Here is a 12,909-nt window from a genome sequence, read left to right as displayed (position 1 = left end):
TAATATATTTGTTAAATAAGTTATAAAAATAATACGTATAGTTATATTTTATCTATTTTGCTTGCATTTTTTTTCATAATTGCTTAAAATAGCTTAATATCGTATAATGTTTATAATTACATAATTTATAAGTTAAGGAGATATCATGGCTGAAGATAAAAAACTTGACTCTCTTCTAGAACGTATATATCAAGACGGTGTTGAAAAATCTAATAAGAAAGCTGATGAAATAATTTCTAACGCTAAAAGTGAAGCAGATAGAATTATTAAAGAAGCAGAATCAAAATCAGAAGAAATTATCAAAGAAGCTCAAAGAAAATCAGAAGAGCTAAAAAAGAACACCATAACTGATGTTCGTATGGCAGGTGAGCAGTCAATAAGTGCTTTAAAGCAAAGAGTAAAAGATTTAGTTACCTCTAAAGTATTGGAAGAAGGCTTAAAAGGAGCTTTTGCTGATACTGCATTTTTAAAAGATTTAATTTTAGAGGTAGTAAAAAAATGGGATATAGCTTCAGGTAACTCTGATGTAACAGTATATTTCCCAGAATCAAAAAAAGCAGATATAGATGCTGCATTCGAGAAGTCTATAAAATCTGCTATTAATAATGCTACTATTAATTTTGATAAAAAATTATCAAATGGATTTAAAATAGTACCTAATAATGGCAATTATCAATTACAATTTACAGATGAGGATTTTGTAGAGTTCTTCAGTGATTATATTAAAGCTAAAACAGAAGAAGTAATATTTAGTAAATAAAAGGGGCGAGTATGGGATCATATTATTATCTTATCTCAGGTCTTCCCGAAGTGAAATTATCTGATGCTAAGGCTAAGTATGATATTAATGAAATTACTCAAAGCATATTATCTAGTTTAAGTGCTAAAGATGCTAAGTTTTTTAAATATCTTATTTATCAAAATGATAATAAAAATTTAGTAAATGCTATAGCAAAACAAAAGGGTTTATTTAGCCCTTATACAAAGCATTTAGAGCCTTATATATTTAGTAAAGAAGAGATACAAAAATATAGTAATATCTCTAATTTGCCAACATATATGAGCAAGTTTTTAGAAGATAATAAGAATGTTGAATGGGAAAGTGTTAGACATATAGAAAACAGTTTATTGAATTTGTATTATGAAGAAATGATAAATAGTGGTAATAATTTTATAAAGAATTATGCATTATTTATGAGAGATATGAAGAATGTTTTAGCAGCTTTAAATGGAAGGGCATTAGGTTTTAATAGCGATAAGATAGCTAAAGAGCTTATAGGAGATTATTCTTTAATATCTGCATTAAGCAAATCTACAGCTTCCGATTTTGGTGTAGGTAGGGAGATACCTTATATTAACACTATTATAGAAACATTTAACTCATCAGATAAAGCTGATCCATATAATATGGAAAATATAGAATGTTCTTTGGTAGGGGAGTTTTTGGATAAGTTAACATCTATAAAATCTTTCACAACAGATAATATTTTTGCTTATTATATAAATCTTAACTATGCCGTTAGTATCAACGGAAGAGATGAAGAGGAAGGTAAGAAACATTTAGAGACGCTTGTAGAAACATTAAAAAGCAAAGCGTCATTATAAAATGTAAATTAATTAGGAGATAGAAATGACTAAAGGTAAAGTAACTGCTATTATATCAAACCTAATTTCAATAGAGGTAGACGGACCCGTTTCACAAAACGAGATATGTTTTGTATCTTGCGGGGAAGCCAAACTAATGGCAGAGGTTATTAAAATATCAGGTACTAGTGCTAGTGCTCAGGTATTTGAATCTACTAGGGGAATGAAATTAGGCGATGCCGTAGAGTTTACTGGTTCAATGTTGGAAATTGAATTAGGACCTGGACTTTTAGGTAAAAACTTTGACGGACTTCAAAATGACCTTGATAAATTAAAAGGTGTATTCTTAGAGAGAGGTAAATATAACAACCTTACTGAAGATAAAGATGCTAGATACGACTTTACACCTATAGCTAAAGTTGGTGATGAAGTTGAGGCAGGAGATTGGATTGGTGCTGTTAAAGAGGGTTGGATTGACCACAAAATAATGGTTCCTTTCAAATTTGAAGGTAAGGGAGTGGTTGAAAGTGTAGTTTCTGCTGGAAATTATGCTTTAGAAGATACTCTTGCTGTTATAAAAGATTCTAAAGGTGAGAAAGTTAATGTAACAATGGTACAAACTTGGCCTGTAAAACTTACTATTAAAGCTTACAAAGAAAAGCCAAGACCATTTAAATTGTTAGAAACTGGTGTTAGAACTATAGATACATTTAACCCTATCACTGAAGGCGGTACAGGATTTATTCCAGGACCATTCGGTGCAGGTAAAACAGTATTGCAGCACGCTTTGGCTACTAACGCAAACGCTGACTTGATTATAATGACAGCTTGCGGTGAGAGAGCTAATGAGGTAGTAGAAATATTTACAGAGTTCCCAGAGCTTATAGACCCAAGAACAGGAAGAAGCTTGATGGAAAGAACAACAATCATCTGTAACACTTCAAACATGCCTGTTGCTGCTCGTGAAGCTTCAGTTTATGTAGGTATGACAGTAGCTGAATATTATAGGTCAATGGGACTTAAAGTTCTTCTTCTTGCTGACTCTACTTCTCGTTGGGCACAAGCTTTAAGAGAGATGTCTAACAGACTTGAAGAATTACCTGGTCCAGATGCGTTCCCTATTGACTTACCTGCTATTATTTCTAGTTTCTATGCTAGAGCAGGTTTCGTATACTTAAATAACGGAGAGACTGGTTCTATTACATTTATAGGTACAGTATCACCTGCAGGCGGTAACTTGAAAGAGCCTGTAACAGAATCTACTCGTAAAGCAGCTAGATGTTTCTACGCATTATCACAAAAACGTGCTGATAGTAAAAGATATCCTGCTGTTGACCCATTAGATTCTTATTCTAAATACATAGAATATCCAGAGTTCGTAGAGTTTTCAGACACTTATATAGAAAAAGGCTGGTCTGAGAAAGTTATCAGAGCAAAAGATATTGCTAGAAGAGGTCAGGAAGCAAGCGACCAGATAAGCATTTTGGGTGATGACGCAGTACCTCTTGAATACCATCAGCGTTTATGGAAGGCTGAGCTTATAGACTTCGTTATCTTACAGCAAGACGCTTTCGATAAAGTAGATAAAAACTGCCCAATAGAGAGACAAAAAGAATTATTAAATCAAGTTATGAAAGTTGTAGAAGCTGATTACAGATTTGATGATTACAGCGAAGTAGGTACTTATTTCAAAAGACTTATTAACGCATTCAAACAGATGAACTATTCTGTATATCAGTCTGAAGAACATAAAAAATACACAGCTGAGATGGAATCAATATTTGCTGAAAGGAGTATAACACATGCCTAAAGCATTTCAAAAAGTATATACAAAATTAGTACAAATTACTAAAGCAACTGTATCTTTAAGAGCAGAAAATGTTGGTAACGATGAGATGGCTCTAGTGGCTGGCAGACCTGCTCAGGTTGTAAAAATGATTGGAGATATTGTTACGCTTCAGGTTTTCCAAGGTACTGAAGGTATACCTACAAACGCTGAAGTTGTATTTTTAGGCAGACCTCCTAGACTTAGAGTAAGCGAACTTCTTGCAGGAAGATTCTTTAATGCTTATGGTGAGCCTATTGACGGAGGTGCTGAAGTTGAAGGTAAAGAGGTAGAAATCGGAGGACCTTCTGTAAACCCTGTTAGAAGAAAACAGCCTTCTGAGCTTATTGCTACTGGTATTGCTGGTATTGACCTTAACAACACACTCGTTACAGGACAAAAAATCCCATTCTTCGCAGACCCAGACCAACCTTATAACGCAGTACTTGCACAGGTTGCTTTGAGAGCTGAAGCTGACAAGATTATCCTTGGCGGTATGGGACTTTCTAACGATGACTACTTATCATTTAAAAATACATTTACTGAAGCTGGAGCATTAGACAAAATTATATGTTTCATCAACACTACTGATGACCCTCCAGTAGAAAGACTTTTGATACCTGATATGGCTTGTACAGCTGCAGAATATTTCGCAGTTGAGCATAAGCAAAAAGTTCTTGTACTTCTTACAGACATGACTCTTTATGCTGACGCTTTGGCTATAGTATCAAACAAAATGGACCAGATTCCTTCTAAAGACTCTATGCCTGGTTCATTATATTCTGACCTTGCTAAAATTTACGAAAAAGCAGCTCAGTTCCCTGATGGCGGTTCTATTACTATTATCGCTGTTACTACTCTTAACGAAGGTGATATTACTCACGCTGTACCAGATAACACTGGTTACATCACTGAAGGTCAGCTTTACTTAAGACGTGACTCTGATATAGGTAAAACAATCATCGACCCATTCAGAAGTCTTTCACGTTTGAAACAGTTGGTTATAGGTAAGAAAACTAGAGAAGACCACCCTGCTGTAATGAACACTTTAGTTCGTCTTTATTCAGATGCTGCTAATGCTAAAATGAAAAAAGAAAACGGTTTTGACTTAACTGAATATGATGAAAGATGTTTGAAATATGCTGCTGAATATTCTGAAAGATTATTAGCAATAGACATTAACATCAAAATTGATGAAATGTTAGAAACAGGCTGGGAATTAATGTCCAAATACTTTAGTAAAGCAGAAGTTGGTATAAAAGAATCTTTGGTAGAACAATACGGTAAATGGACAAATAATTAATTTTTAAAAGTAGGTTAAAAAATATGGCATTAAAGTTTCAATACAATAAAACGGCTCTTCAAAACCTAAGACGCCAGCTTTCCATTCGTGAGAAAGCTTTGCCTACTTTGAAAAGTAAAGAGGCAGCACTTCGTCTTGAGGTGAGAAAGATTACCGCTGAGATTGAATTACTTAAAGATGAATATCAAAAGCTTGTGAAACAAAATCAAAACTATAATGGTTTTTGGACTGAGTTTCCTGAAATTGTTAAAATTAGAAATGTAAACTCTGAGCAAAAAAATATTGCCGGTGTTAAGGTTTCTATATTAACAGGTATAGATTTTGATATTGAAAATGTCAGCATGTTTAATATGCCTTCTTGGATTAGGCTTGCCATTAATATGTTTGAGCTACTTATGACATTACAAATAAAAATTGAAATGACAGAAAATAGACTTAATGCTTTGGCTTATGCTAGGAAAAAAACTACTCAGAAAGTTAACCTTTATGAGAAAGTGCAAATTCCTGAGTATAAAACAGCTATAATCAAAATTAAAAGGTATATGGAAGATGAAGAAAATTTAAGTAAGTCTTCTCAAAAGATAGTAAAAGAAAGAAACAGAGCTAAGGAGGCGTCTTTATGATTAGAAAAATGAAGAAACTCTCTCTCTTTGTCTTTCATGAGGATAGGGAAAAAACTCTAAATGATTTAGCTTCTCTTGGAGTTGTGCATATAGAAATTGCTAACGGTGTTTCTAGTGAAAATATAGAAAACATTGCAGCTCAAAAAAATGATGCTAATAGAGCTAAAACTATTATAAATAATGCTTTGTCTGATGCTAAGAAAGCTAAAAAAGATGTATCTAGCCTAAAAGCAGCTGACACTAGCAAAAAAGCATCTGATGTAATAGACAATGTTTTACAGTTATCTCAATCTTCTGACAAATTAAAAGCTGAAAGAGATAACCTTAAAAAAGAATTATCTATTATAGCTCCTTTTGGTAGTTTTAGCTTTGATAAGATTAATAACTTAAAAGAAAAGACTTCTTATGATATATCATTTTTTAATGCTCCTATAAAAGAGTATCAAGCTTATAATTTTGGGGATATATTCACTTATGCTGTAAAAGAAGAGGCTGGTAAGGTTTATTTTGTTGCTTTCAAGAAAGAGGGCAGCGAAGAGGTTATTCCTTTTGACATTATCAATATGCCTAATAAATCTTATGATGAATTAAAAACTCAAATATCTGAACTTGATAAAAAAATAGAAGATATTGAAAATGATATAATAAAAAATCAGGTATATATAGAAGCTATTAATAAAGAAGTTGATAGTCTTAATTTGCAGAATCATTTTGAAGAGGCTAAAGAGAGTTTTGTAGCTAGTGAGGTTACTGAAGGCAAGATACTTTATGTTGAAGCTTATGTACCTAAAGACAAAGAGTCTGAGGTAAAAACAGTACTTGACAGAGAAAAAATAGCTTACATAATGGAAGAGCCTACAAAAGATGATAATGTACCTGTTGAGCTTAAAAACAATAAGTATTCTTCTGCTTATGAGCTTATTACAAAGTTGTTCCAATTGCCTAATTATTTCGAGATAGATTTAACTCCTATGATAGCAGTTTTCTATCCGTTATTTTTCGCTTATTGTTTCGGTGATTCAGGATACGGTATAGTATTAACTATAGTAGCTTTGGTAGGATTATTTACTGTGCTAAAAGGACAATTAAGAGGTATTGGTATACTTGCTTTAACACTTGGAATATGTACTACTATTATGGGTGTTATCAATGGAGGAAGTTTCTTTGGTGTAAGCATACCTTCTAATACTCAAATACCTATATTTGCTACTTTAAGTAAGTATTTAATAATTACAGACATTAAAGAAAATTGGTTCTTAACTCCATTTAATACAGCATTACTTATAGGTGTACTTCATATATGTTTTGCTTTAGTGGTTGGTGTTATAGATAGAATTAAAACTAGTTCTATAGGTGATATATTTGGAGCTATTGGTAAACTTTTATTTATACCAAGCCTTGTTTTATGGTTCTTGGGCGATATGCAAAAAATGCAAGTTATCAAACAATTTAGTACTATATATTATATAGCTATGGTTGTTGGTTTAGTATTTTTAGTAATACTTTCTAATGTTGGTAAAAAGCCAGATGTATTAAACTCTATACTTGGTGTTTATTTTGCGGCAACTGGTATAATGGGTGACACACTTTCTTATATACGTTTGTTTGCATTAGGTGCTTCTGGTTCTATATTGGCATTGGTAATAAACCAAATAGGTATGAGTTTCAAAGCTATACCGGGTGTTGGTGTTGTTATAATGGTAGTGTTCTTAGTATTTGGACACATCGCAATATTCGCATTAAACATACTTGGTGCTTTGGTACACCCTTTGAGATTAACATTTGTAGAGTTCTACAATAACGTTGGTTTTGAGGGCGGCGGTAAGGAATATAAGCCACTTAAAAAGGTAGCTTAATTAGTTTTTTATATATAAATATTTAATAATTAAAAAAGAAAATAATCTAAAAAGGAGATTTTAATTATGGGTTTTACAATGAACACAGCGCTTTTATTAGGATATATAGGAGCGGGTATAATGGTAGGTATGTCTGGTATTGGTAGTGCGGTTGGTACTTCTATTTCTGCTATGACTACTGTTGGAGCTTTGAAAAAAAACAAAGATGCATTTGGTAGCTGTCTTGTTTTAAGTGCGTTACCTGGTACACAAGGTCTTTATGGTTTTGCTGCTTTCTTCATTATGCAACCTTATTTGACTGCTGACATCACTATCTTCCAAGGTGCTGCTATATTAGGTGCTGGTATTGCTGTTGGTTTAGCTTGTATGGTTTCAGCTATATTCCAAGGTAAAGTTTGTGCTAACGGTGTTGAAGCTATAGGTAATGGTTATGATGTATTTGGTAACACTATCATCGTTGCTGTATTCCCAGAACTTTACGCTATCGTTTCTTTTGCTACAGCATTCTTAATCAGCGGTGTTTTAGGTGCTTAATAATTATTGATTAATAAAAGTGAAATAAATAAAATCCGTAGGAGTTGTAATAGGCTCTTACGGATTTTTTTATTTATATAAGAAAATATTATATAAAATATTTAAATGAGTAGCATATTTTTATAAGTTATTAACTTTTCTTTTTATATAAATATGTAATTGTTTTTGAAATTTGTTTAAAAAAAGGTTAAAAATGTTAAAAAAGCTATTGATTTTTTTATTTTGTTGGTTTATAATTTTCTAACTTTCAGAGAAGCGATTAAAGCGTATAGTATTAGATTTCTTCAGATTTATGTGAATAAATACTATAAAAGCTCGGCTGTTATAAGCTGTTTCGTTTGAAGATATAATTTTAATATATATAAATCCTTTTTAATAAAGGGTAAAAATAAAAAAAATAAAGATTAGAGGTTTTGTATTGTATGCCTACAATTAATCAATTAGTAAGAAAAGGTCGTAAACGTATAGTAAATAAGACTAAATCACCTGCATTAATGAAATGTCCGCAAAGAGAAGGTGTTTGTACTCGTGTAACAACAACTACACCAAAAAAACCTAACTCAGCTATGCGTAAAATAGCTCGTGTAAGAATAACAAACGGTATGGAAGTAACAGCATATATTCCTGGTATAGACCATACATTACAAGAACACAACCGTGTACTTATAAGAGGTGGAAGGGTTAAAGACTTACCTGGTTGTCGTTATCACATAGTTAGAGGAAGCCGTGAAGCTTCTGGTGTAGAGAAGAGAATGAAGTCTAGAAGTAAATATGGTACTAAAAAACCTAAGGCTTAATGGAGTGAATTAATATGGCAAGAAGAAGAAGAGCACAAACAAGAAAGATAAATGCTGACCCAATTTATGGCAGTGTTGTTATAAGTAAGTTTATAAACAAATTAATGTATGACGGCAAAAAAAGTAAAGCTGAAAACATTTTTTATAAAGCTATGGATTTGGTAAAAGAGAAAACAGGAAAAGATGGTTTAGAGGCTTTCAATGAAGCTATTAATAATATAAAACCACAAGTAGAAGTAAAATCAAGAAGAGTTGGTGGTTCTACTTATCAGGTACCTGTTGAAGTTAGACCAGATAGACAAAACTCATTGGCTTTCACATGGCTTATAGATGCTTCAAGAAAAAGAGGCGGAAGAAGTATGATAGAGCGTTTATCAAATGAAATAGCTGATGCAATAGAAGGTAAAGGTCAGGCAGTTGCTAAGAGAGATACAGTACATAGAATGGCTGAAGGTAACAAAGCATTTGCACACTTTAGGTGGTAAGGTTTAAGGAGAGAGAATAAGTGGCACGTCAAATTTCGTTAGAAAATACACGTAATATTGGTATTATGGCTCACATTGATGCTGGTAAAACTACTTTAAGTGAGCGTATATTATTCTTTACAGGTAAGACACATAGATTAGGTGAGGTTCATGAAGGTGCAGCTGAAATGGACTGGATGGAGCAGGAGAGAGAAAGAGGTATTACAATTACTTCTGCTGCAACTACTTGTTTTTGGAATGGTCATAGAATTAACTTAATAGATACTCCAGGGCACGTTGACTTTACTGCTGAGGTAGAAAGGTCTTTAAGAGTATTAGATAGTGCTGTAGGAGTTTTTTGTTCTGTAGGCGGTGTTCAGCCTCAAAGTGAAACAGTATGGAGACAAGCTAGTAACTATAAAATCCCAAGAGCTATTTTTGTTAATAAAATGGACAGGATTGGTGCTAATTTCTACGCTGTTTTAGATCAAACAAGAGATAGATTAAAAGCAAACAGTCACCCAGTGGTTATACCTATAGGTGCAGAAAGTAATTTCGAGGGTGTTGTTGACTTAGTAAAAATGAAAGAGATAGTTTGGGTATCTGAAGATGGTATGAAGATGGAAGAGAGAGAAATCAGACCTGAACTAAAAGAACAAGCAGAAAAATATAGAAATGAATTGTTAGAAGCAATAGTTGAATATGATGATGATGCTATGAATAAGTTCTTTGAAGGCGAGGAAATAGATATTCCTACAATCAAAAGACTTATAAGAACAGCTACATTAACAGCAGACTTCTTCCCAATGTTCTGCGGTACAGCTTTCAAAAACAAAGGTATTCAAGTATTAATAGATGCTGTAGTTGATTATTTACCATCTCCATTAGATAAGCCTGAAATAGAAGGTACAGATTTAGATGGTAATGTTATAAAAAGAAAAGTAGCAGATGATGAAAAATTCAGTGCGTTAGCATTCAAAATAATGACAGATCCACACGTTGGAAAAATAGCATTCTTAAGAGTTTACTCTGGAATATTAGAGGCTGGTTCTTATGTATATAATGCTACAAAAGGTAAAAGAGAGCGTATCGGAAGAATACTTCAGATGCACGCTAACAAAAGAGAAGAGATTGAACAAGTATATTGCGGTGATATAGCAGCAGCAGTAGGGCTTAAAGAAACTACAACAGGTGATACATTATGTCCTGAAAATGCTCCTATCATCTTGGAATCAATCAACTTCCCAGAGCCAGTAATTAACGTTGCTATAGAGCCTAAAACAAAAGGTGATAGAGATAAAATGTCTATAGCTTTATCAAGACTTGCTGAAGAAGACCCAACATTCAGAGTTAGTTTTGATGAAGAAACAGGTCAAACAATTATCGCAGGTATGGGTGAGCTTCACTTAGAGATTATCTGTGATAGAATGAAAAGAGAATACAAAGTTGAGGCAAATGTAGGTCGTCCTCAAGTATCTTACAGAGAAGGTATTAAGAAGACAGTTGAAGTTGAAGGTAAATTCGTACGTCAGTCTGGTGGTAAAGGTCAGTACGGTGATGTATGGTTGAGAATTGGACCTAATGAGCCTAATGCAGGATTCAAGTTTAATAACGAAATCGTTGGTGGTGTTGTTCCAAAAGAATATATACCAGCTGTAGAGAAAGGTTGTGTTGAGGCTATGAATACAGGTGTTCTTGCTAACTATCCAATGCTAGACGTTATAGTATCAGCATTTGATGGTTCATTCCACCCAGTAGACTCATCAGAAATGGCATTCAAAATTGCTGCTTCAATGGGTTTCAAAGATGGATGTAAAAAAGCAGATCCTTATTTGTTAGAGCCTATGATGAGTGTAGAAGTTGTAACACCAGAAGATTATATGGGTGATATTATCGGTGACTTAGCTTCAAGAAGAGGACAAGTTCACGGATTTACAGATAAGTCTGGCTACAAATCTATTAATGCTACAGTGCCTCTTGCAGAGATGTTTGGTTATACAACAAGTATAAGAAACGTATCACAAGGTAGAGCAAGCTACACAATGCAGTTTTCACACTACGAGGAAGTACCTAAGAACGTAGCAGAAGAGATAATAGGTGCTAGAATGGGTAACGCTAAATAACAAAAAATAAAAATAAATAAAAAAACAATTTCCTAGAGAATAGGGATAAATAATTGGAGGATAAAAATGGCTAAAGGAACTTATGAAGGTACAAAAACACACGTAAACGTTGGTACTATCGGTCACGTTGACCATGGTAAAACAACATTAACATCAGCAATAACTGCAGTATCATCTGCAATGTTTCCAGCAACAGTACAGAAAGTTGCATACGATTCAGTAGCAAAAGCTTCAGAGAGTCAAGGTAGAAGAGACCCTACAAAAATTTTGACAATCGCTACTTCACACGTAGAATATGAATCAGATAACAGACACTATGCTCACGTAGACTGTCCAGGTCACGCTGACTATATTAAAAACATGATTACAGGTGCTGCTCAGATGGACGGTGCTATCTTAGTAGTATCAGCAGAAGACGGTGTAATGCCACAAACAAAAGAACACGTACTTCTTTCAAGACAAGTAGGTGTAAACTACATCGTTGTATTCTTAAACAAATGTGATAAATTAGATGACCCAGAAATGGCAGAAATAGTAGAAGCAGAAGTAGTAGACGTATTAGACCACTATGGTTTCGATGGCTCTAAAACTCCTATTATTAGAGGTTCTGCAATCAAAGCTATTCAAGCAATCGAAGCAGGAAAAGACCCAAGAACTGATCCAGATTGTAAATGTATATTAGACCTATTAAACGCACTTGATACTTATATTCCAGATCCAGTACGTGAAACAGATAAAGACTTCTTAATGTCAATCGAAGACGTATACTCAATCCCTGGAAGAGGTACAGTTGTTACAGGTAGAATAGAAAGAGGACAAATCAAAAAAGGTGATGAAGTAGAAATCGTTGGTTTAAGAGAAACTAAGAAAACTACTTGTACTGGTGTAGAAATGTTCAAGAAAGAAGTTGTTGGTATAGCTGGTTATAACGTTGGATGTCTTTTAAGAGGTATTGAACGTAAAGAAGTAGAAAGAGGACAGGTATTAGCTAAACCAGGTACAATCACACCTCATAAAAAATTCGAAGCAGAAGTATATATCTTGAAAAAAGAAGAAGGTGGAAGACATAGCGGCTTCGTAAGCGGTTACAGACCACAAATGTACTTCAGAACAACAGACGTAACAGGAGTTATCAACTTACCAGAAGGTTCTCCAATGATAATGCCAGGTGATAACGCTAACTTAACTATAGAGTTAATCAGCCAAATCGCTATGGAAGAGAAACAAAGATTCGCTATACGTGAAGGTGGTAAGACAGTAGGTAACGGTGTTGTAACAAAAATATTAGAATAATTTAAGGAAAGAAATAAAGGGATATGTTTTAATATTAAATGTATCCCTTAATATAAAAGAATAAAAGCGAGTAATTCAAACTATGAAAGAACAGAAAATAAGAGTTAAATTAAAAGCCTTTGATATAGAATTAATTGATCAATCAGCTCAGTCAATAGTTGCTAGTGTAAAGAAGACAGGTGCAAGAGTATCAGGACCTATACCACTACCTACAAGCATAAGAAAGGTAACAGTAATAAGAAGTCCGCATGTAAACATTAAGTCAAGAGAGCAGTTCGAGATGAGAGTTTACAAGAGATTAATAGATATCTTTGATGTAACACCTCAAACAACTGAGTCTTTGAAGAAGTTGGCACTTCCAGCTGGCGTAGATGTACAGTTGAAGTAAGAAAGGTTTTTTAAACCATGTGAATAAAACTTTACTACGTTTTGTTTGTATGGTTATAATTTTAATAGTTTGACTTAAAAATTGGTAAAAAAAGAAGTAGTAAAATCATTATAGAGGAT

General features: G+C 33.5%; 12 protein-coding genes. All 12 read left to right on the top strand.

The genetic code is table 11. The features are described 5' to 3' along the window. Positions 1-145 precede the first annotated feature (145 nt). Positions 146-760: a V-type ATP synthase subunit E gene (locus E6A48_RS00885; protein ID WP_219676840.1), complete on the top strand. Its 615-nt coding sequence runs from the start codon at positions 146-148 to the stop codon at positions 758-760. A gap of 11 nt (positions 761-771) precedes the next feature. Then, the gene (locus tag E6A48_RS00880; RefSeq protein ID WP_219708123.1) at positions 772-1,605 is read left to right on the top strand and encodes a DUF2764 family protein; all 834 of its coding nucleotides are present in this window, start codon (positions 772-774) and stop codon (positions 1,603-1,605) included. A 25-nt stretch (positions 1,606-1,630) separates the two neighbouring features. Beyond that, positions 1,631-3,394: a V-type ATP synthase subunit A gene (locus tag E6A48_RS00875; RefSeq protein WP_013243980.1), complete on the top strand. Its 1,764-nt coding sequence runs from the start codon at positions 1,631-1,633 to the stop codon at positions 3,392-3,394. After that, complete coding sequence (locus E6A48_RS00870) at positions 3,387-4,712, top strand: V-type ATP synthase subunit B (RefSeq protein WP_219708122.1); 1,326 nt, start codon at positions 3,387-3,389, stop codon at positions 4,710-4,712. The genes E6A48_RS00875 and E6A48_RS00870 overlap by 8 nt, the downstream gene beginning before the upstream one ends. Before the next feature lie 23 nt (positions 4,713-4,735). Continuing rightward, entirely contained in the window at positions 4,736-5,335 is a 600-nt protein-coding gene (locus tag E6A48_RS00865; protein WP_013243978.1) for a V-type ATP synthase subunit D, read from the top strand. Continuing rightward, complete coding sequence (locus E6A48_RS00860; protein WP_219708121.1) at positions 5,332-7,191, top strand: V-type ATP synthase subunit I; 1,860 nt, start codon at positions 5,332-5,334, stop codon at positions 7,189-7,191. Before E6A48_RS00865 ends, E6A48_RS00860 begins: the two co-directional genes overlap by 4 nt. A 78-nt stretch (positions 7,192-7,269) precedes the next feature. Continuing rightward, on the top strand, positions 7,270-7,725 hold the full coding sequence (locus E6A48_RS00855; RefSeq protein ID WP_228369497.1) for an ATPase: 456 nt from the start codon (positions 7,270-7,272) through the stop codon (positions 7,723-7,725). A gap of 422 nt (positions 7,726-8,147) precedes the next feature. Further along, positions 8,148-8,522 carry a 30S ribosomal protein S12 gene (rpsL, locus tag E6A48_RS00850; protein WP_015274803.1) on the top strand — a complete coding sequence of 125 codons (375 nt, stop codon included), beginning with the start codon at positions 8,148-8,150 and terminating at the stop codon, positions 8,520-8,522. A gap of 14 nt (positions 8,523-8,536) precedes the next feature. Further along, on the top strand, positions 8,537-9,007 hold the full coding sequence (gene rpsG / locus E6A48_RS00845) for a 30S ribosomal protein S7 (RefSeq protein ID WP_013243974.1): 471 nt from the start codon (positions 8,537-8,539) through the stop codon (positions 9,005-9,007). Between the two features lie 20 nt (positions 9,008-9,027). Continuing rightward, a complete protein-coding gene (fusA, locus tag E6A48_RS00840) occupies positions 9,028-11,109 on the top strand; it encodes an elongation factor G (RefSeq protein WP_219695059.1) in 2,082 nt (693 codons plus the stop codon). A 66-nt stretch (positions 11,110-11,175) separates the two neighbouring features. After that, positions 11,176-12,402 carry an elongation factor Tu gene (gene tuf / locus E6A48_RS00835; protein ID WP_013243972.1) on the top strand — a complete coding sequence of 409 codons (1,227 nt, stop codon included), beginning with the start codon at positions 11,176-11,178 and terminating at the stop codon, positions 12,400-12,402. 82 nt (positions 12,403-12,484) lie between these two features. Then, positions 12,485-12,790, top strand: a complete 306-nt coding sequence (rpsJ, locus tag E6A48_RS00830) for a 30S ribosomal protein S10 (protein WP_013243971.1) — start codon at positions 12,485-12,487, stop codon at positions 12,788-12,790. Positions 12,791-12,909 lie beyond the last annotated feature (119 nt).

The sequence above is a fragment of the Brachyspira pilosicoli genome (genome assembly GCF_019402445.1).
Classification (GTDB): Bacteria; Spirochaetota; Brachyspiria; order Brachyspirales; family Brachyspiraceae; genus Brachyspira; species Brachyspira pilosicoli_B.
This window is presented reverse-complemented; position numbering and strand designations above follow the sequence as displayed.